Source organism: Manganibacter manganicus (assembly GCF_002075885.1).
GTDB classification, from domain to species: domain Bacteria; phylum Pseudomonadota; class Alphaproteobacteria; order Rhizobiales; family Rhizobiaceae; genus Mesorhizobium; species Mesorhizobium manganicum.
Map to the genome: position 1 here is coordinate 1 of NZ_MDET01000031.1, position 26998 is coordinate 26998.

A 26998-nucleotide genomic window follows, 5' to 3' on the forward strand; every position below is an offset into this window, starting at 1 on the left:
AGTTGAGTGATATCAGCAGGTTGTGATTCCGTCGGATTTGCGAAGATTCGATGGAGAGCACGATGCCGTGGACTGATATCACTCGGCGCGATTATGCCCGCGAGGCGGCGCGCTACGCAAGTGACCTGAGCGATGGGGAATGGGCGCTGATCGCGCCCTTGCTGCCTGGACCGAGGCCGGTTGGTCGGCCGCGTGTGGCAAACCTGCGCGAGGTGGTGAACGCAATCCTCTACATGGCGTCGACCGGCTGCCAATGGCGCATGTTGCCGAAGAACTTCCCACCCTTCACCACGGTGCAGAACTACTTCTATGCCTGGCGCGATATCGGCATCCTGCGCGCCGTCAACAACACACTGGTGATGGCGGCCCGGGAGCAGGAGGGCCGGGAGGCAAGTCCGTCCGCCGGCGTCATCGACAGCCAGTCCGTCAAGACCACTGAAAGCGGTGGTATCCGGGGCTTCGACGCAGGCAAGAAGATCAATGGCCGCAAGCGCCATATCGTGACCGACACCAGCGGGCTCCTGGTCGGCCTCGTCGTTCACAGCGCGGCGGTTCAGGATCGCGACGGCGCGGCGCAGGTGCTCAAGTCCATCGTGAAGCGCTGGCCATGGCTGCGCCACGTCTTCGCTGACGGTGGCTATGCGGGCCCGAAGCTGAAGGGCGCACTGAAAAGGAGCGGCTGCTTTGTGCTGGAGATCGTCAAGCGAACGGACAAGGCAAAGGGCTTTGAGCTGCTACCGCGCCGATGGGTAGTAGAACGGACCTTCGCCTGGCTCGGACGATGCCGTCGATTGGCCAGGGACTTCGAGAAAACGATCGCCTCGGCCGAGGCATGGATCTTCGTCGCCAGTATCCGACTACTCACCCGGCGGCTCGCAAAACCCCTGAAATCAAATCGATCTTTCTGAGTCAGGCTCTTAGAGGATCGGTCCTCGCCAGAAGCTCCACTCGATCGTGTGCTTTTGCCAGTTCAGCGATCCGGTGCCGGTCCCGAAGTTCAAGCAGGAAAGTCTTCTGAGCGAGGATTGTCATGGTTCGCCGTGCAGCGACTGTTGCAAAAATACCGCTGGCGAAGAACAGTGTCGCGGCCACAGCACTCCCGATCTCGAGCCCCGGGTTATGTAGCTGAAAAGCCAGATAGAGAACGAGCGCCAAAGACGCGATCGTCACCGTCCAAGCCAACGGGATGCTGAAGATAATGATGGCTGTAATCGCGACGAACAGCATGACGTTCAAGTGCCGCTCGTAGAACTCGCCCCCGGCGCTGACGCCGACCAGTGCAACCGACAACAGAATGAGGAACATGCCTGCGATCAGTGAGGCCGCCTGAAGCCAAGGTGTGCGCGGCTTTCGCCAGACAAGCACGACCGCCCCAACGATGGGCGGGATAATGGCGCCAGGCAGGAGCATGGCCACCGCGATCGCCCTTGGAAGCATCAACGTGTAGAGCGCCAGGGTCAGTACATCGAGGAACGCCACCCAGATCATCCAGGCACGGATGATCTTCGCCGTTTGCGACCAGATACGCGCCCGAAAATGGCGCTGGATATCGCCTCTCAGTTGGATATCGCGCGTGCGACGCGCCAGAAGCCGCTCTACTTCCGCAGTGATCGCTGGATCATCCTGAGCATCGAAGTGCATTCGCTCCGACACAATCGACGAACCCTTACGCTGCTTGCTCCCTAACATCGATCCGAGCCATCCAGTTGTTGGCCACAGGCTACCATGCAACGATTTCCTGAAGATTCGATTGCCGGCCCGAACTTAGGCGACAAGTGCTGCGGCGGTGATCGGTGCCCGACCAGGAAGTGTCGCGCATAGCTGGCGAGCCACGACGCTGGCAGCGTCCGGGATATCTATCTGACGCGAGTAGGGCGCTCGCGAAACTGGGGAGTGTTTCTGGGATGCTGAGGGCGACGCAAATCTTCGACACGGTGAAAGACGGCGACACCGAGCGGCGCGTCCTCAATACGGTCGAGACCGAGGCCGCGAAGGAGAAGTTGCAGAAGATCAAGACGACTTTCCAGGCTTGGATCTGGAGCGATCCGGATCGCACCGACCGATTGGCGCGGCTCTATAACGACGCCTTCAACAATATCGCGCCGCGGAGTTTTAACGGCGACCATCTCAAGGTTCCAGGCGCCTCGGGCGCCTGTTCTCTTTATGGACACCAGAAGCGGGCGATCTGGCGCATCATCTCGGTCGGCTCGACCTATGTCGCCCACGCCGTCGGTGCCGGCAAGACGCTTTCGATGGCGGCTGCGATCATGGAGCAACGCCGGTTCGGGCTCGTCAACAGGCATGCTGGTCGTTCCCGGCCACTGCCTGGTGCAGGCCGCCCGCGAGTTCCTGGCGCTCTATCCGAACGCCCGGATTCTGGTCGCCGACGAGACCAATTTCGTCAAGGAGAAGCGGCATCGCTTTCTGTCGCGGGCAGCAACCGCGAATTGGGACGCGATCATCACCTATTCGGAGTTCCGCTTCATTTCGATCCCCTCGGCCTTCGAAAGCCAAATGATTCAGGCCGAGCTCGAGGCCTATGAGCAGCTACTGACCAAAGTCGACCGCGAGGACCGGCTATCGCGCAAGCGTATCGAGCGCATGGGGGAATGCGGGTCTTGGGGGATGTCAAACATCGTGCATCGCGGCGTGCGCCCGCGAAAGCCGCGCGGTCAGACGAGATCGTGGAGTGCTATGCGGCTAACGGTAGTCATGTGGACGGATATTGATTGGAGTCTGATTGATAGCCAGTTTTTGGTAAGGCAACTTCTTCGACGAGAATGATAGTAGACCGTCGTCAGGCGGATCAATCAGCTTGGTGCCTATCCTCTGCGTCTGCGGCGCGCTCCAGGGCGACCATCTTCTTGACCAGGGCCAGCAGATCGCGCTTGGTGTCGCTTGGCAGTTAACTGTAAGAATGCCGTCGTTTCGGTCTGGACTGGTACTTAATTTGAGAATCTTGAAGTTTTCGGATTCTCAAATTAATGCAATCGTATTATAGTGAAAGCCGTGCATCCTTTGAATTCCATACGCCGTCTTCGGCAAATGCGATGTCGGTAAGCTATTGACGTTGATTCTCACATTAAGTGCCAATGGCCGGGCCCGATTATCAAATTAAGTGCAGATTCTCAAATCAGGTGCATGGCTAACATGCTGAAATCGTTGACAAGCAATTCTCGTAATTAACTGCCAAGCGACATGGGTTGATCAAAATCGATCCCATGAGCTATTTCGTCACCGGCAGCACCGCCCAGCATGCAATCCGCGATCACGCTCTCCACGCACTTGAAGGAGTCGGATACAGCGGCTATGGCGATGTGACGGTGATCTCGGACGGGGCCGAAATCCTGAAGCGGCTGCCCCGCGCCATGCCGAAGCCGACGACCCATATCATCGACTGGTTCCACATCGCCATGAAGATCCAGCCGATGCAGCAGATCGCCGATCACATCGCGCGATCCCAGTCCGGGTCCATTGAAGCGCTCTCAACCATCGACAGGGACATCAGAGCGGTGAAGTGGCGCTTGTGGCATGGGCGCGTCGATCGCGCGATCCGCGACTTGGAGAGCCTTCTCGCCAGACTGAACCAGCCGCAGGGAGAAACCGAGTTCTCGATCGCACGCCTTCACAATCTCGGTGCGCAGCTCCTGACCTATGTCCGCTCGAACCGCGGCGCGATCATCAACTACGGAAAGCGCTACCGGAGTGGGCTGCGGGTCGCCACTACCCTCGCCGAGTCGGCGGTGAACTCCCTCGTCGGCAAGCGGATGGTCAAGAAGCAGCAAATGCGCTGGTCACGTCACGGCGCCCACATGCTCATGCAGGTCCGGACGGCAGAGATCAACGGCGAACTTCGCGATCGATTGAGGGCACCGTTTCGACAGCCGGAACCGAACGTGCCACCAATGTTCAAGCCAAAACCGCCTCTTCTGCATGCCGCTTGACCCCGGAGACGTTACCGGTCTCCTACAAAGGATTGATCGGCCGGCGCCTTCGGGCGCGCTCGTTTCCAGCTCAGCAGACCGAGGTCGCCATCAGCTGTGCCGTTCTCAGCCGCATGACGGCGTGCGCACGCCCGCAGTCCGTCCGCTGCCTGGCGAGCGAGGCATAGCAGGCGGCATCAAAGACCGCAGTGGGCCCAATGCCGCTTTCGTGCACCAACGCCACTTCGATCAGAACTTGTAAGCTAGGCCGACGCGAACGGTACTCTGCTTCAGATCGACGTCGACGACATCGCCAATCGTCTCCGAGCCGAAATCGGCATAACGGTATTCGATACTACCTAGCCAGTTGTCGGTGAACGCATGTTCAATGCCTGCGCCAACCGTCCAACCCGTAAATGTCTTGCTTTCGTCAAATCCGAGAGCGGGAACTTTCACATAGGCGTTGGTGATTGCCACGCCGCCTGTCGCGAACAGCAAAGTGCGGTCAATCGCGTAGCCGAGCCGAAGACGAGCACTGCCCTGCCAGTCGCTACCTGCTTCGACATCGGCGCCCCCGAATACGTAGTCGTTCTCATTCCACACATGATCGACATCCACTTCGATGCCGCCAACGAAGTCGTTGCCCATCTGCCAATTATAACCCAAGCGGGCACCAAGCAATCCGCCATTGAAATCCTCATCGGCCGATGCGCCGCCTGCGGAAAAATCGCCCTTGGTCCACGCATAACCTCCATTGATGCCGATGTAAGCACCGGTCCAGGAAAATGCGTCCACGTAAACGGCTTCCGGCACCGACGGTTCTTGGTCCACTACGTCAGCCGCATACGAGGCCGTGCTCAGGGAGAGGAGCGCAATGGCTGATGCGCCGAGGAGAAGTTTGATGTTCATTGCCTGCATCCTTTGGGATATTGTCGCTAAAGTATACGCCTTTTCGGTTGCAAGAGTCCGTGACAATAATATCACATCAAGATGTTATCGTGATCTAGACTTCTGGCACTTCTTCCCTTCTTCCGAGTCGAAAAGCGTCGTCGGTAGCCCACACGCGCCGATATCGTGATGCGCCTCCTGGCTCCAAGGGATCACCCCGACGAGACATAATGCGCGGAGCCCGGAAGGGTTCTCAGCGGCTCGTACTCTATGCTGCAAGTAGTGCTTACCGCAGATCGTCAACCGAATGCCCGGACATTACCATGGCGATTTCGGTCTTGAGAACTGGTCCAAGTTTCTGATGATAGCGTTTGCGTAATTCTCCCAAGGTCCGTGGGGCGGCGACGACGATGAGTTCGGATATTTCGGCGTTGGTGCATGAAAGCAGCATCATGCACCAACGCAAACCTGAAGCAGTCTCCGCCCAGCACCTTGATTATGAAGCGCATTACATATATGTGCGCCTCTATTGTGCAGCTACACAAAAACGCCGCAGCAGCCCCGGGCACGGGATCAGTAGATGCCGTGATCAAGGTCAGCCGGAAGCTGCGAACCGGTTTCAACGCGTGCGTTGCCGCGCAGGGTTTGAGTTATGCACGAGCGCGCTCGCTGCGGAGTATCCGGCATGCCGCAGAGGGAGCTTAGGTCGAACGGGAGCGGTTGACGACGGGGCGGCTTTTCGACCGGATGGAAAAGCTCGTTCTGGGCGCGGGCCGGATGACTGGGACCGGCGTGGCAACAAGCAATATGGCGTACAGGCCTGCGCATGGCGCGAATCGCCAACGTGATCAACGGAGAGTTTTTCGCCGACATCGCAGAGACGGTCTGCGCCGGACTAGCTCTGTTGCCGCAGTTAGCGAACGGATCGGCGAAGTGGCGGACGAGCGCTGTCAGGTTGCTCTCGCCACCCGCCAAGACCTCATGCCATGACAGCGTGAGGGTCAAACCCGTGAGCCCACGCACATGCCCTTCACCTCTCTTCACAGGAAGACATAGAATGAAATCGGCGCACAGTTCCGAAGCCAATCTGATCCCGCTAGAGCCGCATGGCCTCGTGCCCTCGAGCACCGACGGCGCCGTGGAGCCCTTGTTTCCGACTCTTCCGCAGGCGCTGGATTCCGCCGCCAGCCTCGATATCGGCTTCAATTTCTATTCCGGCAAAGGCGTTCTGGTCGAGACGCTGACCTTCCGGGATCTCAAGGCGGACGCGCTGCAGCTGTCGCGGAAGTTCCTTTCTCTGGGCCTCAAGCCCGGCGACCGGCTGGCGCTGGTCGCCGAGACGGAAGCCGATTTCGTGCGCAGCTTCTTCGGCTGCCAATATGCCGGGCTCGTCCCCGTGCCACTGCCTCTGCCGATGGTGTTCGGCGGGCGCGATGTCTATTTCGACCACATCCGCCGCATGGCCGAATGCGCCGATGTCAGAGTCGCTCTTGCGCCAGCCTCGCTGCGCGATTTGCTGGTCGAGGCGATGCAGCCATTCGATCTCGCGTTCGTGGGCGCGCTCGCCGATCTGTCGCAAGATCCCGCGCCGGCCATCGAGCTACCCGTCGTCGCGCCGAAGGATCTTTGCTATTTGCAATTTTCCTCCGGCAGCACGCGCGCGCCGATGGGGGTTGCGGTCACGCAGCACGCATTGATGACCAATGCCTCCGCCATGGTGCGCAACGGGTTGGAAGTCGGGCCTGAGGACCGCTTCATGTCGTGGCTGCCCTTCTATCACGACATGGGCCTCGTCGGCTTCATGCTGACGCCGCTGGTGGCGGGCATACAGGGCGACTATTTGGCGACGCGCGATTTCGCACGCCGGCCGCTGCTGTGGCTCGATCTGATCAGCCGCAATGGCGCGACCGTCTCCTACAGCCCCACGTTTGGCTACGATCTGTGCACGCGTCGCGCGGCGACGGCGACGATGGCCGGGCTCGACCTTTCGCGCTGGCGCGCGGCCGGCATCGGGGGCGACATGATCCGTCCCGACGTGATGGCCGCCTTTGCCGATCGCTTCTGCGCGGTCGGGTTTGCGCGCACGAGCTTTCTTGCAAGCTACGGCATGGCGGAGGTCTCGCTGGCGCTGAGCTTCGCGCCTCTCGGCAGCGGCATCGTCACCCAATCCATCGATCAGGCGTGGCTGGAAAGAACCGGCGCGGCCGTCTCGCCTCGCAGCGGCGCCAACGCGCGCTCCTTCGTGCTTTGCGGGCGAGCGCTGCCCGGCCACGAGATCGAAGTGCGCGACGTTTCCGGCGTGCGGCTCGGCGAGCAACGGGTGGGCCGCATCTTCGCGCGCGGGCCGAGCCTCATGCAGGGCTATTATCGCGATCCGGAAGCGACGAGCGCCGCGCTTTCACCTGATGGATGGCTCGACACGGGCGATCTAGGCTATTTGACGCAAGGCCAAATCGTCATCACCGGCCGCGCCAAGGATCTCCTGATCATCAACGGGCGCAACATCTGGCCGCAGGATCTCGAATGGACCGCCGAGTCGGAGGTCGAGGGCCTGCGCAGTGGCGATGTCGCCGTGTTTTCGGTAGATGAGGATGGCGGCGAGGAGCGGGTGATCGCGCTCGTGGAATGCCGTCTTCCCGACGCCGAAAGCCGCGCCGCCATGTCGGCTGCCATCGCCGCCTCGCTGCGCAGCCGCCACGGCGTGGCGGTGGAGCCGGTACTGGTGAAGCCGCACACGCTGCCCGTCACCTCCTCGGGAAAACTCAGCCGCATCAGGGCCCGCGAATTCTACCGCCGCATGCGCGGCGAGGGCGAGTTGAGTGCGAGTGCCTGACACCTGCCTCATCAGGGCTGGCGGCGCGGTCGGAGGCGCGGATGCTGGCAGCGCGCATGGGTAGCGACCGCTCTCTGGCGGCGGTGACGGGCGCAACGGGCTTTCTCGGTCGCCACCTCGTCGCGGCGCTTTTGGCAGCGGGCTGGCATGTGCGCGCCCTGAGCCGCAGCGGCGCGCTGCCCTTCGGCGACGCCGACATCGTGGCCGGGGACCTCGAGGATGAGCAGGCGCTCGGCCGGCTGGTCGAAGGCGCCGATGTGGTCATCCACGCCGCAGGCATCGTCAAGGCCGCCGATGCGGCCGCCTTCGCCCGCGTCAACGTGCAAGGCGCGGCGCGCCTGGTCAGGCTGGTGACGACCCGCGCGCCGGGCGCCCATTTCATCCTCATATCCAGCCTCGCCGCGCGAGAGCCCGGCCTTTCACCTTATGCGGCCAGCAAGCGGGCGGCCGAGGACGAGGCGGCGGTCGCGATCGCGCCGGAACGGCTGATGATCGTGCGCCCCCCTGCGCTCTACGGCGCGCATGACCGTGAGACGCTGGCCTTATTCAAGGCGGCGCGGCTGCCGGTGACGCCGCTTCTGGCGGACGGCAACGAGCGCATCGCGCTGATGCACGCGGGCGATGCCGCAGCGCAGATTGTTGCTCTGGCCGCGGCGCGCATGCCGGGACGCTTTTGCCTGGCCGATACGCAGCCTGCCGGTTACACGCTTCGCACCATCCTTTCCGAAGCAGGCCACGCTCAAGGCCGGCATCCGCACTTCATTCGCCTGCCCGCCGCCGCCCTCAAGGCGGCCGGGCAAGGGGCTTCGCTCGCGGCTAGGCTGTCGGGCCGAGCCATCATGCTGTCGCCGGGAAAAGTGCGCGAGATCCTGCATGCCGACTGGTCGGTCGATCCCGACACCATGCCACGGGACCTGCAGGTGGCGCCGCGTGATCTTGTTGACGGGTTCGCCCAGACGGTCGCATGGTACCGGGAGGCGGGTTGGCTTTGACTTCCGCGCGGCCAAAATGCTAAAACACCTCTATGTGACAGTTTCGTAACGCTACAGTCATCGTGCGAGCGAACGCTCTTCAGGAACATCGAATGATGGATGTTACGCATAACGTTCGCGCGGCGATTCAAGAGGCGCTACAATCCATCCTCGAGCGTCCGGTCGAGCTGGAACCGGAAATGAACATCGTCGCCGATTTTGGCATGGATTCGATGGCAATCATGGATTTCTGCATGGCCCTGGAGGATCGGTTCGACGTATCGATCCCGCTCGACAAGATGGCGGAGATCGAAAGTGTCCAGGATCTCTCCCGCACCATCGAAACGCTGCTTGCCAAAGGCTGAACATGTCGCTTCTTTCAAAGTTCGAGCCGTTGCGGGCCGCCCATTCTCGTTTGACAAAGCGCGGGCACGACCCCTTTTCCGTGGTGTTCGAAGAGATGGTCTCCTCTACGGAAGGCATCATGCAGGGGCGGCGCACCGTCTTACTGGGCACCAACAACTATCTCGGGCTGACCTTCGACGAGGCTTGCATCGAGCAGTCGGTGGAGGCGACCAGGCGCCATGGCACTGGCACGACCGGGTCGCGCGTCGCCAATGGCAGCTATGACGGGCATAAGCGCCTGGAAGCCGATCTCGCCGCCTTCTATGGCCGCAAGCATGCGATGGTCTTCTCCACCGGCTATCAGGCCAATCTCGGCATGCTGTCGACGCTGGTCGGCAAGAACGACCATTTGATCATCGACGCCGACAGCCATGCCAGCATCTATGACGGTAGCAGGCTCGGCCATGCGCCCGTCGTGCGCTTTCACCACAACGATCCCGAGGATCTGGCCAAGCGCCTGCGGCGGATCGAAAAAGAGTCTGGCGACAAGCTGGTCGTGGTCGAGGGCATCTATTCGATGCTGGGCGACAGCGCGCCGCTCAAGGAGATCGCGGCGGTAAAGCGCGAATACGGCGCCTATCTGATCGTCGACGAGGCCCATTCCATGGGCGTCCTTGGCGAGCGCGGGCGGGGGCTGGCGGAAGCGGCGGGCGTCGAAGCTGATGTCGATTTCATCATCGGCACCTTCTCAAAGAGCCTGGGCAGCGTCGGCGGGTTCTGCGTGTCGGATATGGAAGGATTCGAGATCCTGCGCCTTGCCTGCCGCCCCTACATGTTCACCGCCTCGCTACCGCCCGCCGTCATCGCCTCGACGCGACAGGCGCTGGCCACGCTGCAGGGCGAATCCGGCTTGCGAGCGCAACTGCGCTCCAATGCCGACCAGCTCTATAGCGGCCTGGCGCGGCTGGGCTTCAAGCTCGGGCCGGAAGCCTCGCCGATCGTCTCCGTCATCCTTTCGGATGCGGACAAGGCGGTCGCTTTCTGGAACGGGCTTCTGGAGCGGGGTCTATACCTCAATCTGGCGCTGCCGCCGGCGACGCCGAACTCGTCGGCCTTCCTGCGCTCCAGTGTCAGCGCACGCCATACGCCGGAACAGATCGATTTCGCGGTGCGCCTCATGGGCGAGCTCGGCCGCCAGCTCGGCCTTCTGGAGGCAATGCCGACGGAAGTCGGCTTTGCCGCCCGCGGCAAGGTGCCCCGCGCCGCGGCCGTCAGCGACGGCTGAGCCTTCAGGCTCTCGCGCTGTTCTTGATTACGGCGGCCAACTGACCGGCGAACAGGAGCAGCGCGGCCGCGACGGCTGCAACGCCGACGCCGATCAGACCGTAAGCCTGCATGGCCGGGTAGAGGATCGCGAGATAGACGAGCGTGACGGCCGCACGGATTTTGAGCGCGGTCCCCGATCGACCCGTCGAGATCAGGAGCGGCTCCAGCGGCAGTCCCCACACAGTGATGACGGAGGCTGCAAACAGCCACAGCATGATGCCCGTCGCCCCGAGGTACTCCGGCCCGACCACCAGCGTGATGAGGCGGCCGCCGAAGAGGGCGAGGATCGCGAGCGCCACCGTCGCGACGCTGCCCGCGGTCAGTGCGAGCTGTAGGCAGAGCCGGCGCAATTGCGGCATGTCGCGCTCGCTCCAAAGGCGCGCAAACTCGGGATAGAGGGCCGGCACCAGGAGCTTCGCGGGCCGGGTGGCCGCATCGCTGACCTGGCGCGCGATGCGAAATAGCGCCGCCTCGCTGGGGCCGAAGACGCCGCCGACGACGAGTGTGGCAACGCGGTTCGTCACCAGGCCGAGCGTCGAATTCAGATTGATGTTCCACATGAAGGTCCAGGCGCCGGGCATGCCATGCGTCAGCGGCAGGCGGTCGCGCAGGATAAAGCCCGCCGCTTGCTCGCTGCGCCGGAACACCGAGACCGCCGACCACGCCATATAGAGGAAGGCGATCAGTGTGGAGAGATACCAGACCGCGAGATAGGCGGTCAGGCCACCGCCTGCGAGATAGACGCCCACGGATCCGACAAAGCGCACGATCGACGAGATGGTGCTTTGCAACGCGATCACGTCGAACCGATCCATCAGCCGCAAGACGCCGGTGGCCGTGGTCGAGGACATGAACAGGATTGATGTGCAGTAGGCCATGCCGAGCGGCACGATAGCCGGAAACCATCCGAGCCCTTCGGCGAAGAACCAGGCGCCCAGAAGCGCCACCACCAAGCCGGCGACGGCGGCCCCGGCATCGAGCACGAGGGAAAAGCGGATCACCCGGTGCAGATCGGCGCGCCGGCCTTCCTGGAAGGGGCGGGTGCCGTAATGGAGCACCGCCTGCCAGGACTGAAACTGGGCGAAATCGCCGATCGTCTGTGCATAGGCATTGATCAAGGTCAGGACGCCGAAGGCCTCGATGCCGAGGGCGCGCGCGGCCAGTGCGATATAGGCGAGGCTGAAGATGCCGGTGACGGCGCGCCCGCTGATCATCATCGAGGCGTTGCCGAGCAGCACGCGAAAGCGGCTCTTTTCAGCCATTGGACGTTTCCGGACCGGCGAAGATCGTCACCGCGCTGACGCCGCCGGCGCGTTCTTTCCCTGCCGGCGCAGATAATCGGCGATCACCGCAGCGCCGCGTGGAGCGGAAGGCTCGCCGGGGCGAAGCTGGTAGGTCTCCTCGAAATACGCCCTCTGCTTTTCCTCGAAGGCCGGATGCGTCTCGACCGCTACCGCAAGGGCTTTGCGGAGCCCTTCCACGCCGTCGGTCACCACGCCCAGCTGCCAGAAACGGTAATTCGGATCGTCGCGCCAATCGACATGGAGGGTGTTGAGGAAGACGGCGGGGCGCGGGCGCAGCATGAACTCGGCGATCTGGCTCGATACGTCGCCCAGATAGATGTCGGCATCGAGCGTGTAGGTCATGTCGATCGAATTGGTGCTGCCGAGGTCGATCTTCATGTGGTCGAAACCGCGATATTTTTCGAACGGCGCATATTTCTCCGCCCGCGGCGGGTCGAATAGGCGCAGATGCGGCGCAAAGATCAGATTGTATTCGCGGCTTTCGGCGAAAAAGTCGAGCACGTTGAAGCCGATGCGATGCCAGGACGAAAGCGACGGCCAGAAATGCGGATTGTAGACCACGGTCTTGCGGCCATTATCGAAGAGCGGCGGACGCGAGGCTGCGAGCTTTTCCACAAGATCGAACTTGGCGTAGCCGCCGATCCCGTATCCATCGTCTGAAACATTCTCGAGTTGCTTGTGTCGCCGGGCGAGTTTTTCACCGGGAAGCAAGACGAAATCGAACTGACCGACATTGGCGGTGAAGCCACTTCCCCGGTCGCCGGCGCCATGGCCGGTCCAGATTAGCCTGGTGCCTCTCATGTCGAATTTGCGCAGGAAAAGCGAGGTGCGCTCGGGCACGACGATGCCGTCGAAACCGCGCAGATAGCGCAGGTTCAACAGGAGCGTCAGCTTCTTGGGCGAGACGCTGCGCTGCGTCGCGCGCATCCAGCGGCGCACCGGGGCGGGAAGATAAAGCAGGTCGTAAGAGACTTTCGCGTCCGGATAGAGGCTCGACAGTTCGCGCATATAGGCGAGATGGACCGGCGTCGCCGCCGCCAGATGAACCTCGATATCGGGCGAAGAGCGGGCCATCTCCATGGCGATGGGGAATGTGTGCAGCACCTGATGGAACTGCGCGAGATAGAGGAAGACGACCTTCAACCTGGCTCTCCGGGGACGCGAAAGACCCTCTCTACCCGAACTGCCTGAACCTTGCAACGAAGCCGCCAGTCACGCGGGGCGTCGCCTGGCTAGCCGGAAAAATTGCATCATTAAAGGCTTTCAATCGCCTCGTTTCGTCCCATATTTCGTGCGAAAGTGGCACGAAAGTCGAACGAATCCTGGGTGGAGATGAGATTCCTTCAAGCATCGTGGGGACTAATGCTCGGGGCGGCAACGGCGCTTTCGAACCCGACGGTGGCCGCAGAGCCCCTGATCGGCACTTGGCAGGCCGAGAGCGGACGCAAGGTGACGATTGCGCGGTGCGGCGACGCCTATTGCGTCACGGTCGTCAGTGGCAAATACAGCGGGCGCCATATCGGCCGCTTCACCGGATCGGACGGCCGCTACACGGGTGAGATCATTACGCCGAAGAACAATCGCAGCTATGCCGGATCGGCCGAGCAGAACGGCACGTCGTTGAGAGTCCAGGGCTGCGCGCTCAAGGTGCTGTGCAAATCCGAGACCTGGACCAAGCGCTAGCCCATTGCCGGGTTGAGCCTGCCGCCAGCGGCGGCATATCGCAGTGCGAGCGTTGCGTCGCGTGGCCACGGCCTGTATGTCGGGCCTCGATGCTGCAAGGTCACGCACCTAGGGTATCAATTTTCAACAATGACGTTTCGACGGAATTTGCATGAAAGCCATCATCTTGAGCGCGGGGCAGGGCCGCCGGCTGTTGCCGCTCACCGCGGAGATGCCGAAGTGCCTGTTGCAGTTCGGCGACAAGACGCTTCTGGAATGGCAGCTCGATGCACTGACGGCCGCCGGCATCGACGATATCGTGGTGGTGACCGGATTTGCGGCTGACAAGGTGGAAGTCACGCTGGAGCGCATCCGTAAAGCGGGCGGGCCGGCGGTCCGCATGCTGTACAATCCGTTCTTCGCGCTTGCCGACAATCTTGCCAGCTGCTGGGCGGCGCGGCATGAGATGCAGGGCGATTTTTTGGTGCTGAACGGCGATACGCTGATGGAGCCCGAGATCGCCAGGCGCGTGGTCGCGGGCGAACCGTCGGCCGCGATCACCGTCACGATCGACCGCAAGGATGGCTACGACGCCGACGACATGAAGGTGTCGCTCGACCAGGACAGGCTGCTGGCGATCGGCAAGACGCTTCCTGCCGACAGCGTCGATGGCGAGTCGATCGGCTTTTTGCGGTTTTCACCCGAAGGCGGCGCCCGTTTCGTCGCCGAGATCGAGTGCACGCTGCGCACCGACGCGGGGCTGAAGCTCTGGTATCTGAGCGCCATCGACCGGATCGCACGCCAGCAGGGCGGCGTTGGTGTCCGCTCCATCGAGGGGCTGGAATGGGGGGAACTCGATTTCTCCGAGGATCTCGAGCGAAACCGCGCCATGACTGCGCGGTGGGCCAGGAACACACGCTAAACGGCGGAGGCCGCCCGGCGCTCGATGATGCGCTCGACGAGGTCGAGATCGTCAGGCTTGTCGACGTCGATGGCGCTTTCGCCAAACGGCATCTCCACCACGCCGATCCGTGTGCCGGCCTTTTGTCCTAGCATGGCGAGGGCCTGCTCGAGGGTCAGGCGGCCAAGCAGATGGCGCGCCACCGCAATGGGGCCGAGCACCCCCAGGAGCTTAAGCGGACGTTTGCGATGCATTTCGACGCGGCGCCACATTTCGATCGCTCCTAGCGCGCTTGCATCTCGAAAGTAGAAGAGATTGCAGCCCGAATAGGCGCCGCCGCGAAAACGCAAGAAGGTGCGTTTGGTCTCGGCCGCCGCAGCCATCACGATCTCGGATCGCGCCACCGCCACCGCCACGCCGGCATCCGGCAGATGCTCGAGAAAATGATCGACCCATCCAGACAGGAGCAAGACATGGTCGGCTGTGGTGACGAGAAGCGGCGTGCCGAGGGTCTTGATCGCGGCGGCGACCGAAAGGCTGGGCGTGGTCGCCGGGGGCAGGACGCGCAGCCCCCCAAGGCCGACCGCCGCGCCGGCTGCCGCCGGATCATCGATGGAGACGGCAATCTCGCCCACGCGGTCGCTCCCAGCCAGTGCCTCCGCAACGCGCGTCAGCATCGGTCGGCCGGCAATCGGGATCGCGGCCTTGTGGGGGACGCCGGCATGGCGCGCCAGCGGATCGCCGCCCGGACGCGAGCCGGCGAGTATCAGCGCCGGCACTTTCGCCTTCATGCCGGCAGCACCTTTTCGAAGATGCGGTAGGTCTTATAGGGCGGGCCGGCCAGTGCCTCGCAGACATGGCGCATGGGCAGATTATCCTCCAGCACCCAGGAAAATTCGACCTGGGCCATCCCGAGTTTCGCCGCCTCTTCCCGCAGCCTGCCGATGACGAGGAACGGCAGCAGGCCGCCGATCTGGGTCTTGGCAAATTCGCGGCGGAACCCCATCAGCGGAACGCGCGCGCTCTTCACGCCCGAAATCTTCAGCCGCCACAGTAGCTTGGCCCAGCCGAAGGGCAGCAGCGAGCCGCGAAGATCGCGGATCGCCTCGTTGAGGTTGGGCAGGCAGATGCCGAAGCCAGCCGGCCGGCCTTCGACATCGATGATCTGCACCAGTTCCTTGTGCACCAGCGGTTTCAATGCCTTAGCGAGCGCGTCGAGCTCGTCTTTCGCCAGCGGCAGGAAGCCCCAATTGTCGGACCAGGCGTCGTTGAAGATGTCGACGACGGCGGCGAGATCCTCGTCGTAGCGTTTCCAGTCGAGCTGGCGCAGCGTCACGCTCTTGGGCAACGCCCGGCCCGTCATCCGGTCCAGCCATTTCGGAGCCTTTCCCCGGGTCGAATAGAGATAGGCGTAGACATCCTTGACCTGGGCATAACCCCGCTCGGCGATGCGCTCTGCGACGTGGCGCTGGTCGTGGCCCATCAGGAGCATGGGCGGCGTGTCGAAGCCGTCCACCAGAACACCGATCTCTTCGTTGATCGACAGGTTGAACGGCCCTTGGATGCGCGTGAGGCCGCGCGCGGCGAGCCATGCCTCGGCTGTGGCGAAGAGGGCCTTGAACAAGGCCGGATCGTCCTTGCCCGCAAGCATGCCGAAATGGCCGATGCCCGGTAGGCGCCGGTCGGATTGGGCGCTGATGCGGCCGACCACTTCATCGCCCTCGAAAGCCAGCCAGAACTGGACGTCGGCATAGTGGAAGAAGGGATTGGTCTTGGCCGACAGCGCCTGGCGGCGCTCCATCTTCAAGGGCGCCACATAGGCCGGATCGTCGGCCTGAAGCCGCATCGGTAGATCGATGAAGCGGTCGAGATCGCGTTTGGACTTCACCGGCCGGATATCGAACAATGGGCGCTCCATCATTGTTGCCAGGCGAACTCATTCGGCCCTCACGCACGAAGCTTGCGGCGCCGGGAAAAGCCTTCGAGCCGCCCGATGCGGACCAGCCCGAAAAGCCCGAACAAGATCATCGGTCCCCATGAGGCGAGCACCGGCTCAAGCACGCCGGCGCGGCCGAGCGTGGCCGCAAGACCGTCGATGAGCATGAAGAGGGAACCCGCCGCAAGGCCGAAGAGGAAGAAGCGGCCGGTCTCGGCCGCGCGCCAATGCGCAAACGCCAGAGGGGCGGCCAGAAGCAGCATCACGGCGCTGGTGACGGGCTCGGCGAAAGCGCGCTGCAGCGCCGTCGCGTAGACCGAGGGCGCGGCGACGGCGGAGCGGTCTCCCTCAATCACCGCGCGCGCAGCAGCCGCCGAGATGCGGCCTTGCGGCACCATCGCCTCCATGACGCTGCTTGGCCGAAGCTGGCTGCGCCAGGGACCATTGGCGGGCTGCGTCTCGTTGAGATGGCCGCGACGCCAGTCCGTCGTCATGGCGCCGCTCAACATCCACACGCCCTTGCCGTAGGTGGCGGTCTCGGCGCTGGTGCGCTTGATGACTATGCTTTTCGGATCGCGCTCATAGATCGTCAGACCCTTGAGCGCGCGCCCTCGCTCGCGCACCCTTTCGATCGACACGATCGACGTGCCGACCTTCAGCCAGATCGGATCCTCGGCCTTCTCGTCGATGGTGGACAGATTGACAGCCCACCAGGCCGCGAGACGGCTTTCGGCCGAAGGCGCGACGCGGTCGGCGATCGCATAGTGCAGGACGGCCAGGGCCGCGACGGCCGGCAGCATGGCGACCACGATGCGCGCAACCGAGATGCCGGCCGCGCGCATGGCGATGATCTCGCCCTTGCTGGCCAGGAAGCCGAGCAGGAAGAGGGTGGCGATGAGAACGCCGAGCGGGGTCACCTGCGGCATGATCGAAGGCACGCGCATGGCGACGTAGAAGGCAAAGCCGGCCGCCCCCTCGCCGGTGTTCAGGATGTCGCCCGCAGTGTCGAACAGATCGATGATCTGGACCAGCGCGGTGAAGGCGAGCACGACGCCGATGGAGGTGAGGAACAGCCTGCCGGCCAGATAGCGCGTCAGGGTGATCATGCGCGCCTCTTGGGCCTCAGGCGCGTCGCCAGCGCGGAAGCCATCGCCTCGACGCGGGCGATGACGCGAACCACCGGCGCTTCCACCGGCCGCTGCATGGTTGAGAGATAAAGCCAGATGGAGAGGGCGGCGAAGACCAGGAAGGGCGTGGCGACCGTCAGCACCGGCCAACCGAGCCCGGCCGCACCCAGATCGCGGCCGAGCTGCAATGCATTGTTGAAGGTCACAAGCAGGACGGCGGCCACGATGAGGCCGGTGGTGCGCGACCCCCGGCGCGATGCGAAGCTGAGAGGGATCGCCAGCAGCGGCAGGAGGGGAAGGGCCAGAGAGCGTACGATGCGGTCGGCAAGCTCCGCCTTCAGGACGGGCGCGGGGAGCTCGGTATCGCCCTTGGCGATGCCGCGCCACAATTCGGGAAAAGTCAGTTCCCGCTCACTGTTGCCCCGGTCGCGGAAAGGCGGGCTGTCGAGTTCGAATTTGGTGCCGAAGGTCAGGTTCTTGAAGCGCACCGTATCAGGCACCAGGCCGGCATGCTCTCGGACGAAGGCGCCATCGTGCAGGATGAGCTGGAGATGGGCACGGTCGGGCGACAGTACCAGCGTCCCGCTCTCTGCCGACGTGACTTCGTCGAGCCCGTCAAGCTTGCGATGGATGAAGACGCCGAGGAGCTTGCGTCCGGTGGAATCCACCGTGTCGGCGGCGATGGTAAGGCCGTGGCCGGCCTTGACGAAAGTGTTGGGTGGGACATGCGCGTCCCAGGCCGCCTCGATCGCCGAATGCAGCAGGCGGCGATAATCGTAGCGCGAGACTGGGTTCAGGAAACCGTAGAGCGCGAGGCTGAAAATGGCGAGCGCGCAGCCAAGCAGCACGAAAGGCACGGTCAGCCGCCAGATCGACAGGCCGCTTGCCAGAAGGACGTCGAGTTCGGAGCCGTCTCCGAGCCTGATCATCGCCACGAACAAAGCCACGAAGAAGGCCGCTGCAAGCGCCAGGCCCAGATAGTGCGGCACCAGCGTCGCCGTCAGCGCACCGAGCAGCCAATACTGGCTACTGCCAAAGGCCGCCAGGATGTTGACCAGGCGCAGCACCCGCTCCAGAAGCAGGGCTACCAGAACCACGACCAGCGAGAGCACAAGCGGCCTGGCGACGAGCGACAGCAGGTAGCGATCGATGATGCCGAAGCGATAGCCCCTGGAGCCTGCCGGCGGCCTCAATGTCACGATGCGTTCCAGAGCGTGCTCAGCCGGTCGCGGATGCGCTCAGTGGTCGCCTCGTCGGGCGTCACCGCCTGCCCAAGCGCCGGTGGGCCGGGCCATCCGGCATCGGGATAGCTCCGGCCCTCATGGTCGCGGGGCTCCTCGTAGCGCGGCACGACGTGGAAATGGACATGCGGGTCGACCATCATCAGCATCAGATAATTGATGCGCTGATAGGCGACGAATGCACCGAGCATGCGTTCGATGCCGGCAATTGCGTGCTGCAGGTCGGCGAATGCCTCGGCGCCGATGTCGGAAAAAGCCTGCGCCTCCCCCTTGCACACGAGCACGAGCGAGCCCAGCGTCGGCTGTTGCGGGCGAAGCTGGATGCTCCAATGCGCCGTATCCGCCACGCTTGTGCGGGGATATCCGAATTTGACCATGGTCGCGTTTGGCATCGGCGCTCCAGACGTGTTCGAAACGGGTCTTTGTATATTCGAAGCCGAGGGCTAAGGCCAGTGCATTATCGGCCGAGAGCAGGGCAATCGGGTGAGTTAGCGCGTGACATATGGCGCAAGTGCTGAATCTGTGAGTCCCCAATTGATTCGGTTGGGAGATTCCGGCGATGGGTACGGCCGACGAGGCGATACTGGAGGGCGTTGTTTTTATGGATCATTTTGCTGATTTGCCGAATCCACGGCAACTCAGCAAGGTCATCTATCCGCTTGACGAGATCTTGCTGCTCTCCTTGCTTGCGGTTGTGGCCGGGGCTGAGACCTTCACTGCCATCGCGCAGTTCGGGAAAACGAAGCTCGCTCTGCTGCGGCGCTTTCGACCCTTTGCGAATGGGACGCCCGATCATGACCGTTGGGCGAGGTGTTCGCCGCGCTCGACCCCGAGCCGTTCCAGAAGTGTTTCGTCGCCTGGGTCGCAATGCTGACCGGGGCGCCGGCTGAGGTGATCGCCATCGATGGCAAGACCAGCCGGCGCTCCTATCAGAAGAAGGGCGGCCTGAACCCCATTCACATGGTCTCGGGCTTCGCCGCCCGTCAGCGTCTGGTGCTCGGGCAGGTCAAGGTGGCGCAGAAGTCCAATGAGATCGTCGCCATCCCCAAGCTTCTGGACATGCTGGCCATCGAGGGCGCCATCGTCACCATCGACGCCATGGGTTGCCAGCGTGAGATCGCGGCTAAGATCATCGACAAGAAGGCCGACTACGTCCTGGCCTCGAAGGGTAACCAGGGCACCCTTCATGCGGAGGTCGAGCTCTTCGCCAACGAGCAAAAGACCAACAATTTCAAAGATACCACGATCAGCCAGGACAAGACGGTGGATGGCGATCACGGCCACATCGGGACCCGCCGCACCACCGTCTTCCATGACATCGGCTGGCTCCAGGAGCGCCATAACTCTATCCGCTAAGCCTCCGGCTCTGCCGGAGCGAATAACGGCAGTTATACGGCTTCGGGAATAGGGTCCTGACGTCAGATGATCTCCTTGGGAACCGCGAGGCCCTCAAGGAGATCACAATGTCACAGGGTCATAACTAATCACGCGACATGGGAGTGCAAGTACCATGTCGTGTTCACGCCGAAGTACCGCAAGAAAGCACTTTTTGGGCACCTCCGACGATCAGGGAAATGTATTCCACGACCTGGCCCGGCGCAAGGAATGCCGGATCGAGGAAGGGCACCTGATGCCTGACCATGTGCATATCCTGATCTCGATCCCGCCGAAATATTCGGTGGCGGAGGTCGTCGGATATCTGAAAGGGAAGAGCTCGATCTGGGTTGCGCAGAATGTGGAACGCAAGATGCGCAATTTTCTGGGGCACAAATTCTGGGCCAGAGGTTATTTCGTTTCCACCATCGGTCGTGATGAAGAAATGATCCGCGCCTATATCAGGAATCAGGAGCTGGCGGACAAGCAGTTGGACCAGATGCAACTCAAGCTCTCGTCCTCCTGAAGTTCCAACTCTTGTCTCAAAAACCTTCATAACCGCCTATGGCGGTTCCCCGTCAAACCCCCAGCTCCGCTGGGGGTTATTGGCTGGCCCGGATTGAAGGCCGTGGTGATGGTCCAGAGCGAGCGCGAGAGCGACGCCAAGGTCGAACGTGAAACCCGCTTCTACATCACCTCGTCAACCGACAAGGCCGACAAGCTCGGTGCCGTTGTCCGTCGCCATTGGTTTGTCGAGAGCATGCACTGGCTGATGGACTGCCTCTTCGGAGACGACGAATGCCGGGTCCGAACCGAGCATGCCCCGGCCAATTTCACCACCATCAAACATATCGCTCACAACCTGTTGCGCCGTCATCCAGCCAAGCATTCCATGACGACGAAACGATTGACAGCAGCTTGGGACGAAGACTTTCTCGTTAGCCTCATCTCGTGAGAATTAACTCACCCGATTCCCCTGCGGCCGAGAGCGGGCAATGGACACCGCGGCGCCTTGCCGGTACGGCAGCGAAAGCTGATTTCGCACCCGGGCGAAATCCGCTAAGGAAGCACGAAAATGACCAAAGGAGGATGCGGCTTGCCAAAGGCCGATCTTGCCGCCGAGGGCGCGCCCATGCAGGCAGTGATCCTGATCGGACAGGCGCCGATGACGATCTGGGGCATGTCGGGGGCCGAGCGCCTGCGCCGTTCCTTCGAGCGCGCTGGACTGGCGCGCACGGAGGCGGCAGGGCCGACGCTGCCCAAACTGTCCTCCGTGATCCTTATCCGCGCCGATTGGGTATTCGACCAGCGCCTGATCGTGGCGCTCATGCGCGCACCCGATACGGTGCTTTTAGCCGAGGACGGCACGCCGGTCGCCACGCATGTTTGCGGTGCCGATGCAGAGCAGGCTCGGCGCATGATCGAAGCTGGCGAGACGCAAGCGCCGGAAGGCATGCGGGTGTGCTCGCCGCTGGAACTTGCCGGCGGCTTCGACAACAAGCTGCGCAAGCGCGAAGTGCCATTCCTGATGCCGCTCAAGGCGGAGACGCTGCCGCAGATCCGCGACCGCACCTTCCAAGGCTCCTACAAGGGCGTGACGGATTTCGTCACCAAGCATGTCTGGCCGCGCCCGGCGCAAATGGTCACCGGCTGGTGCGCCAATCTGGGCATCACGCCCAACCACGTGACCTGGTTGAGCCTGGCGCTGGTGCTCGTCGCCTTCTGGCTGTTCTGGATCGGCGCCTATGGGGCGGGGCTGGTCGCGGCCTGGGTGATGACCTTTCTCGACACGGTCGACGGCAAGCTTGCCCGCGTGACGATGAATTTCAGCAAAGCCGGCGACGCGCTCGACCACGGCATCGATCTGGTGCATCCGCCCTTCTGGTGGTGGGCCTGGATCGCCGGCCTGCCAGCGAGCGGGCATCCGCTCAGCCATGCCGGTCTGGCGCTCGCGATCATCGTTGCCGGCTATGTCGCCCAGCGCATCGAGGAAGGCATCTTCCTGTGGTGGTTCAGGATCGAGATGCATATCTGGCGCCCGTTCGACAGCTGGTTTCGCGGCGTCACGGCGAGGCGCAATCCTAATCTCGTGATCCTGACCCTGGCGAGCCTTGCCGGCCGCCCGGATTGGGGCATCGCCGCGGTCGCCGCCTGGACCGTGATCTGCTTCTTCGTGCATCTCCTCCAGATCGTCCAAGCGCTGCTTGCACGGCGGCGCGGGCCCATCACATCATGGCTCGCGGCGTGAGCCTGCTCGGCATCATCCACAATCCCGCCAGCCGGAAGAACAACGGTCGTGCGCCGGTCGACATGGGCGCCCTGGGGAATCGCGTGATGCTGCGCCGACCGGCCACGCATGCCGCCCTCGAGGCGGCGCTGGCGGAATTCGCCGAACGCAAGGTCGATGTTCTCGTCATCGACGGCGGCGACGGCACGATCCGCGACGTGTTGAGCGCGGCTTCCCTCCATTTCGAGCACATCCCCCCACTGGCGCTTCTCGCATCGGGCAAGACCAATGTCATCGCCGCAGATGTCGGCACGTGGGGCAGCGGAGAGAGGGCATTGGCGGCCCTCGTTGCCAAGCTTGCTGCATCAGAGGGAATGGCGGGCCCGCGCCGCGAATGTCGCGTGGCCATGCGTGTCGCAATGGGCGAGGCGCGTCACCTTGGCTTCGTGCTCGGCGTCGGCGCGTTTCGCCGCGCCGTCGAGCTTTCGAAGCGAGGCGTGGGGGAAGGAGCAGGCGCGCGCTTGCGCACGGCTGCGGCACTGGGCCGTTCGTTGCTGGCCGCCATCGCCGGGCCGCAGCGGGCCGAATGGCGCGCCGGTGAGCCGCTGAGTGTTTCTGTCGGTGCGGCCGGCGTCTGCGAGGAGAGCCGCCGCTTCCTGTTCCTGGCAACTACGCTCGAACGCTTCATGCTCGGCGTCTGGCCGTTCTGGGGCGAGGGCGAGGGAGCGCTGCGCTATCTTGACGTCGAGGCGCCGCCGCAGCGGCTTTCTCGCGCGCTGGTACCCGTGCTTCGCAGCCGGCCGACGCATTGGATGGAGGAGGCTGGCTATCGCAGCGGCCGAGCCTCCACGCTGCGCCTTCGCCTCGGCGATCCGTTCATCCTGGACGGCGAAGCCTTCAGGGCCGGGCCGGACGGGATGGTGAGCATCGAGGCAGGGCCAACAGTCGAGTTCCTTGCGCCATGACCCCCCTTCGAGAACACATCCGCGCGGAACTGGCGATGTCGGTCGTTCCGGCTGTGAGCGCTTTTGCCGAAAAACTTGCAGCAGAGGCGAGGCGCGCGCCGTTCGGCATCCTGTTTTACGGTTCCTCTCTGCGCTCGGGCGATCTCTCAGGCGTGCTCGATTTCTATGTCGTTCTGGAGCAACTGGAAGACTGGCCGCGTGGCCCTGCCACGAGAATCGCAAACAGACTGTTGCCGCCCAATGTCGAACATCACGAGATGGCGGTAGAGGGCGGAGTGCTGCGCGCCAAGGTCGCGATCCTCTCGCTCTCCCAGTTCACCCGGCTGACGCGCGGGTACAGCCTCGATAGTTCCGTCTGGGCCCGCTTCGCTCAGCCGGTGGCGCTGGTCTTTGCGCGTGACGAGGCAAGCACGCAGCGCCTAATTGCCGCCGTCGGTGCCGCCGTGGCCACGGCGGCGGCATGGGCTGCGCGCCTCGGCCCAGAGGAGGGGCCACCGCTTGCCTTCTGGCACGAGCTCTTTGCCCGCACCTATGCCTCCGAGCTGCGCGTGGAGAAGGCGGGTCGTGCGGTGAGCATCGTCGATGCCGCACCGGAGCGTTTCGCGGCCATTCTCGTCCCGGCGCTGCAAACCGCGGGGATCGAGACCGAGCAGCGGGCGGACGGCAGTCTGAGACCGCTTGTCTCGACAGCCGAAAGGCGCACCGCGTTAGGGGCGTGGTGGCGGCGGCGGCTTCTCGCCAAGCCGCTCAACATGGCGCGGCTTGCCAAGGCGGCCTTCACCTTCAAGGGCGGCGCCGACTACATCGTCTGGAAGATCGCGCGTCACTCCGGCGTCGAGATCCGCCTGTCGCCCTGGCAGAGGCGCCATCCGATCCTCGCTTCGGGGCCGGTCCTATGGCGGCTGTGGCGGCGCGGCGTACTGCGCTGACGCGCAAAGACGGTTCTGTCGCAAACGGAATGGCAACCCATGTCTGGCATGAAGACCTCTGCTTTTCGGGGAGAGCTTGCTATGTTCAAAGGCCGCCATTTTGATCGATCCGTAAGGTGATGTCAGGTTAACTCGGGTGAAGCTGTGGCCGATAATCAGCAGTCATGGTCCAGTCTACTGTCAGTTACAAACGTCATAGTTTTCCGCCCGCTGTCATTGCTCATGCGGTCTGGCTGTACGTTCGATTTCCGCTGAGCCTGCGCTTGGTGGAAGAGATGCTGCTGGAACGAGGCATCGTCGTCTCTTATGACACGGTCCGGTGCTGGGCCAAGAAGTTCGGCCCGGAATATGCTGGCCGTTTGCGGCGGAAACCACCAAACTCCAGCGATGTTTGGCACCTGGATGAAGGTGTGCCGCGAGGCACCCACAGCAATGTGGGAGCCGAGCTGCACGAAAGATGGGGGTAGGCCCCTCGAAACCGACCGTCAGGGGTAGGTTTCAAACCACTGCAAGCTGCGACGGTAAAGAGCCGTGGTGGTGAGCGTTGTAGAAAAGGCGGACCTTAGTCCGTCAGGTGAGGTTTAGAGAGACGAGCGCAAGCGAACCGCTGATGACGTGCCGAAAAGTGCAAGATGATGTCGAAACCGGGAGGAATTCGTTAGCCCGGGACAAGTCTGGGGGGCGACCTGATTTCTGCCCAGGCGGCATCCGGCATGAAGGCGGCGTGAATCTTCACCAGGCTTTCGTGTGGAACGCGGGAACCTGTCGCTCCGATGTTAAGGGAGAAACCCAAGCAGGTGGTCCCTGCGAGGGTGAGATTACCGAAGCGGGGCACAGGGGCGGAGCAGCCCGTAGTAGTGTTGAAGGTCCTGTAATGGGGCTGGAGCGAAGGGGTTGCGTTGTTCAGCTCTGGAGCGAGGACAACCGGCGACGGGAGGATCCTTGTGGATAGAGCAAAGCCGTATGCGATTCCGAAAAGGGAGGTATGGGAAGCATATAAGAGGGTTAGAGCCAACCAAGGAGCGGCTGGCGTTGACGGCCAGACGAGTTGCGGACTTTGAGGTTGATCTTGCGAACAACCTGTACAAGCTCTGGAATCGGCTGACGTCGGGCAGCTACTTTCCGCCGCCGGTGCGGCGGGTCGACATACCCAAGAGCGATGGGAAGACGCGCCGGCTTGGCGCATCTTGCCGAGGTAGGCTTCTTTCGTGAGGTGCGTGTGAAAGGGTTCGACAGCATGCTGACGCGCACGCTCGTGGCGGCACGCACGAGGCTGGTCAGGATCACCACCTAATTCTCAAACCAGATCCGCGGACTCATGAAGACATTCGGACTGCTTGTTCCCGCGGGCAAGGGAAGCGCCTTCGAGAAGAATGTCCGTAGACTGCTTGTCGATCAGGACGGGCTTGCGTCCATCGTGCTGCCGATGCTGGAGGCCTGGCGCGGCATTCGCACTCGTGCCACCGAGCTTGGGCGCCAGCTCGTTGCAGATGCACGTCAGAGCCAGGCATGCCGCATACTTATGTCGATCCCCGGTGTCGGCGCGATCACCGCGACTTCCTTTGCGACCGCCATTGAGGACCCGGACAACTTCAAGAAGTCTCGCTCCGTCGGCGCCTGGCTCGGCCTGACGACGAGGCGCTACCAATCGGGCGAGATCGACTACGATGGTCACATATCCCGACGGGGCGACCGCCATTTGCGAGGGCTTCTCTACGAAGCTGCGACGGTCATCCTGACCCGCAGCTGCGCCGACAGCAGCCTGCGGACATGGGGCCTGAGACTCCGGGAGAGGATCGGCTTCAAACGAGCCGCCGTTGCCGTGGCACGAAAACTGGCGGTGACAATGCATGCGATGCTCAAGACCGGCGAGTTCTTCGACCGGACCGCCGGAGCGGCAGCGTGACAGCTTTGAGGATCGCGTTCAGTCTCTGAGCGCGCCGAGACGTCCCTGCCGGGACGTGGACAGAGCCATTCCGCTAGATGGGGTCGCACCGCTGGCTCAGCTGAGTGCGCCGAATACATTTGAAGGCTCCTCCCGCGAAGCTCCAGCATGCGGCAACCGATGTTGACCGCGAAGACAACCCTGCACCCGGCACACGCGTCTTAGAGCCTGACCTAAAAAGTTGAGTGATATCAGCAGGTTGTGATTCCGTCGGATTTGCGAAGATTCGATGGAGAGCACGATGCCGTGGACTGATATCACTCGGCGCGATTATGCCCGCGAGGCGGCGCGCTACGCAAGTGACCTGAGCGATGGGGAATGGGCGCTGATCGCGCCCTTGCTGCCTGGACCGAGGCCGGTTGGTCGGCCGCGTGTGGCAAACCTGCGCGAGGTGGTGAACGCAATCCTCTACATGGCGTCGACCGGCTGCCAATGGCGCATGTTGCCGAAGAACTTCCCACCCTTCACCACGGTGCAGAACTACTTCTATGCCTGGCGCGATATCGGCATCCTGCGCGCCGTCAACAACACACTGGTGATGGCGGCCCGGGAGCAGGAGGGCCGGGAGGCAAGTCCGTCCGCCGGCGTCATCGACAGCCAGTCCGTCAAGACCACTGAAAGCGGTGGTATCCGGGGCTTCGACGCAGGCAAGAAGATCAATGGCCGCAAGCGCCATATCGTGACCGACACCAGCGGGCTCCTGGTCGGCCTCGTCGTTCACAGCGCGGCGGTTCAGGATCGCGACGGCGCGGCGCAGGTGCTCAAGTCCATCGTGAAGCGCTGGCCATGGCTGCGCCACGTCTTCGCTGACGGTGGCTATGCGGGCCCGAAGCTGAAGGGCGCACTGAAAAGGAGCGGCTGCTTTGTGCTGGAGATCGTCAAGCGAACGGACAAGGCAAAGGGCTTTGAGCTGCTACCGCGCCGATGGGTAGTAGAACGGACCTTCGCCTGGCTCGGACGATGCCGTCGATTGGCCAGGGACTTCGAGAAAACGATCGCCTCGGCCGAGGCATGGATCTTCGTCGCCAGTATCCGACTACTCACCCGGCGGCTCGCAAAACCCCTGAAATCAAATCGATCTTTCTGAGTCAGGCTCTTAGA

The 26998-nt window shown here is 62.9% G+C and carries 23 protein-coding genes and 8 pseudogenes; 21 read left to right on the top strand and 10 right to left on the bottom strand.

Annotated features, from left to right (window positions below; all coding sequences use genetic code 11):
• The first annotated feature begins 62 nt into the window (after positions 1-62).
• Entirely contained in the window at positions 63-908 is an 846-nt protein-coding gene (locus tag BFN67_RS17060; RefSeq protein ID WP_080920771.1) for an IS5 family transposase, read from the top strand.
• Positions 909-918: 10 nt separating this feature from the next.
• Here BFN67_RS17060 and BFN67_RS17065 read toward each other — a convergent pair.
• Positions 919-1641 (bottom strand): annotated as a pseudogene (locus BFN67_RS17065) (GGDEF domain-containing protein); the annotation flags it as partial.
• Positions 1642-1910: 269 nt separating this feature from the next.
• Here BFN67_RS17065 and BFN67_RS17070 point away from each other — a divergent pair.
• The 3 genes and pseudogenes from BFN67_RS17070 to BFN67_RS24100 form a co-directional block, all read left to right on the top strand.
• Positions 1911-2610: pseudogene (locus BFN67_RS17070) on the top strand (DEAD/DEAH box helicase family protein); the annotation flags it as partial.
• Between the two features lie 593 nt (positions 2611-3203).
• On the top strand, positions 3204-3944 hold the full coding sequence (locus tag BFN67_RS17075) for a hypothetical protein (protein WP_080920753.1): 741 nt from the start codon (positions 3204-3206) through the stop codon (positions 3942-3944).
• Between the two features lie 23 nt (positions 3945-3967).
• A pseudogene (locus tag BFN67_RS24100) lies at positions 3968-4111 on the top strand (IS5/IS1182 family transposase); the annotation flags it as partial.
• Between the two features lie 61 nt (positions 4112-4172).
• Here BFN67_RS24100 and BFN67_RS17080 read toward each other — a convergent pair.
• A complete protein-coding gene (locus BFN67_RS17080) occupies positions 4173-4832 on the bottom strand; it encodes an outer membrane protein (protein ID WP_245295304.1) in 660 nt (219 codons plus the stop codon).
• 265 nt (positions 4833-5097) lie between these two features.
• Entirely contained in the window at positions 5098-5265 is a 168-nt protein-coding gene (locus BFN67_RS17085) for a baeRF12 domain-containing protein (RefSeq protein WP_080920754.1), read from the bottom strand.
• Positions 5266-5868: 603 nt separating this feature from the next.
• Between BFN67_RS17085 and BFN67_RS17090 the strand changes: the two genes are divergently transcribed.
• The 4 genes from BFN67_RS17090 (at position 5869) to spt (ending at position 10245) form a co-directional block, all read left to right on the top strand.
• The gene (locus BFN67_RS17090) at positions 5869-7644 is read left to right on the top strand and encodes a fatty acyl-AMP ligase (RefSeq protein WP_080920755.1); all 1776 of its coding nucleotides are present in this window, start codon (positions 5869-5871) and stop codon (positions 7642-7644) included.
• A 41-nt stretch (positions 7645-7685) separates the two neighbouring features.
• The gene (locus tag BFN67_RS17095; RefSeq protein ID WP_080920756.1) at positions 7686-8636 is read left to right on the top strand and encodes an SDR family NAD(P)-dependent oxidoreductase; all 951 of its coding nucleotides are present in this window, start codon (positions 7686-7688) and stop codon (positions 8634-8636) included.
• A gap of 92 nt (positions 8637-8728) precedes the next feature.
• Positions 8729-8980 carry an acyl carrier protein gene (locus tag BFN67_RS17100; protein WP_080920757.1) on the top strand — a complete coding sequence of 84 codons (252 nt, stop codon included), beginning with the start codon at positions 8729-8731 and terminating at the stop codon, positions 8978-8980.
• A 2-nt stretch (positions 8981-8982) separates the two neighbouring features.
• On the top strand, positions 8983-10245 hold the full coding sequence (gene spt, locus BFN67_RS17105; RefSeq protein WP_080920758.1) for a serine palmitoyltransferase: 1263 nt from the start codon (positions 8983-8985) through the stop codon (positions 10243-10245).
• 4 nt (positions 10246-10249) lie between these two features.
• Here the strand turns inward: spt and BFN67_RS17110 are convergent, their stop codons facing one another.
• Together BFN67_RS17110 and BFN67_RS17115 are read right to left on the bottom strand one after the other, a co-directional pair.
• Positions 10250-11548 carry a lipopolysaccharide biosynthesis protein gene (locus tag BFN67_RS17110; protein ID WP_080920759.1) on the bottom strand — a complete coding sequence of 433 codons (1299 nt, stop codon included), beginning with the start codon at positions 11546-11548 and terminating at the stop codon, positions 10250-10252.
• A gap of 27 nt (positions 11549-11575) precedes the next feature.
• Complete coding sequence (locus tag BFN67_RS17115) at positions 11576-12733, bottom strand: hypothetical protein (protein WP_080920760.1); 1158 nt, start codon at positions 12731-12733, stop codon at positions 11576-11578.
• 189 nt (positions 12734-12922) lie between these two features.
• Between BFN67_RS17115 and BFN67_RS17120 the strand changes: the two genes are divergently transcribed.
• Together BFN67_RS17120 and BFN67_RS17125 are read left to right on the top strand one after the other, a co-directional pair.
• Positions 12923-13273 carry a DUF2147 domain-containing protein gene (locus BFN67_RS17120; RefSeq protein ID WP_080920761.1) on the top strand — a complete coding sequence of 117 codons (351 nt, stop codon included), beginning with the start codon at positions 12923-12925 and terminating at the stop codon, positions 13271-13273.
• A gap of 151 nt (positions 13274-13424) precedes the next feature.
• The gene (locus tag BFN67_RS17125; RefSeq protein WP_080920762.1) at positions 13425-14174 is read left to right on the top strand and encodes a phosphocholine cytidylyltransferase family protein; all 750 of its coding nucleotides are present in this window, start codon (positions 13425-13427) and stop codon (positions 14172-14174) included.
• On the opposite strand, the gene BFN67_RS17130 is transcribed toward BFN67_RS17125, so the two are convergent.
• From BFN67_RS17130 to BFN67_RS17150, 5 genes are read right to left on the bottom strand one after another with little or no spacing between them, the layout of a single operon-like run.
• On the bottom strand, positions 14171-14944 hold the full coding sequence (locus BFN67_RS17130; RefSeq protein WP_080920763.1) for a nucleotidyltransferase family protein: 774 nt from the start codon (positions 14942-14944) through the stop codon (positions 14171-14173). The two genes, BFN67_RS17125 and BFN67_RS17130, sit on opposite strands and share 4 nt — an antisense overlap.
• Complete coding sequence (locus tag BFN67_RS17135; protein WP_245295305.1) at positions 14941-16059, bottom strand: dATP pyrophosphohydrolase; 1119 nt, start codon at positions 16057-16059, stop codon at positions 14941-14943. Before BFN67_RS17135 ends, BFN67_RS17130 begins: the two co-directional genes overlap by 4 nt.
• 41 nt (positions 16060-16100) lie before the next feature.
• On the bottom strand, positions 16101-17195 hold the full coding sequence (lptG, locus tag BFN67_RS17140; RefSeq protein ID WP_080920765.1) for an LPS export ABC transporter permease LptG: 1095 nt from the start codon (positions 17193-17195) through the stop codon (positions 16101-16103).
• The gene (locus BFN67_RS17145) at positions 17192-18415 is read right to left on the bottom strand and encodes an LptF/LptG family permease (protein WP_158083525.1); all 1224 of its coding nucleotides are present in this window, start codon (positions 18413-18415) and stop codon (positions 17192-17194) included. Before BFN67_RS17145 ends, lptG begins: the two co-directional genes overlap by 4 nt.
• Positions 18412-18849 (bottom strand): HIT family protein, encoded by a 438-nt coding sequence (locus tag BFN67_RS17150; protein WP_080920767.1) that lies wholly within the window; start codon positions 18847-18849, stop codon positions 18412-18414. The genes BFN67_RS17145 and BFN67_RS17150 overlap by 4 nt, the downstream gene beginning before the upstream one ends.
• A 167-nt stretch (positions 18850-19016) precedes the next feature.
• Between BFN67_RS17150 and BFN67_RS24670 the strand changes: the two genes are divergently transcribed.
• From BFN67_RS24670 to BFN67_RS17200, 11 genes and pseudogenes are all read left to right on the top strand, one after another.
• Positions 19017-19331, top strand: a complete 315-nt coding sequence (locus tag BFN67_RS24670) for a transposase family protein (protein ID WP_204842214.1) — start codon at positions 19017-19019, stop codon at positions 19329-19331.
• Positions 19268-19801: pseudogene (locus tag BFN67_RS17155) on the top strand (ISAs1 family transposase); the annotation flags it as partial. The gene BFN67_RS24670 and the pseudogene BFN67_RS17155, both read left to right, overlap by 64 nt.
• A gap of 78 nt (positions 19802-19879) precedes the next feature.
• Positions 19880-20357, top strand: a pseudogene (gene tnpA / locus BFN67_RS17160) (IS200/IS605 family transposase).
• A 93-nt stretch (positions 20358-20450) separates the two neighbouring features.
• Entirely contained in the window at positions 20451-20786 is a 336-nt protein-coding gene (locus tag BFN67_RS17165) for an ISAs1 family transposase (protein ID WP_080920768.1), read from the top strand.
• A gap of 120 nt (positions 20787-20906) precedes the next feature.
• Positions 20907-22079, top strand: a complete 1173-nt coding sequence (locus BFN67_RS17170) for a CDP-alcohol phosphatidyltransferase family protein (protein ID WP_245295306.1) — start codon at positions 20907-20909, stop codon at positions 22077-22079.
• Positions 22064-23023, top strand: coding sequence for a diacylglycerol kinase family protein (locus BFN67_RS17175; RefSeq protein WP_080920769.1), 960 nt, complete (start codon positions 22064-22066; stop codon positions 23021-23023). The genes BFN67_RS17170 and BFN67_RS17175 overlap by 16 nt, the downstream gene beginning before the upstream one ends.
• A complete protein-coding gene (locus BFN67_RS17180; protein WP_080920770.1) occupies positions 23020-23952 on the top strand; it encodes a hypothetical protein in 933 nt (310 codons plus the stop codon). The genes BFN67_RS17175 and BFN67_RS17180 overlap by 4 nt, the downstream gene beginning before the upstream one ends.
• A 164-nt stretch (positions 23953-24116) precedes the next feature.
• Positions 24117-24413: pseudogene (locus BFN67_RS24915) on the top strand (IS6 family transposase); the annotation flags it as partial.
• 483 nt (positions 24414-24896) lie between these two features.
• Positions 24897-25134: pseudogene (locus BFN67_RS24920) on the top strand (group II intron reverse transcriptase/maturase); the annotation flags it as partial.
• Positions 25127-25858, top strand: a pseudogene (locus BFN67_RS17195) (IS110 family RNA-guided transposase); the annotation flags it as partial. The pseudogenes BFN67_RS24920 and BFN67_RS17195, both read left to right, overlap by 8 nt.
• A 280-nt stretch (positions 25859-26138) precedes the next feature.
• A complete protein-coding gene (locus BFN67_RS17200) occupies positions 26139-26984 on the top strand; it encodes an IS5 family transposase (protein ID WP_080920771.1) in 846 nt (281 codons plus the stop codon).
• The last annotated feature ends 14 nt before the right edge of the window (positions 26985-26998 follow it).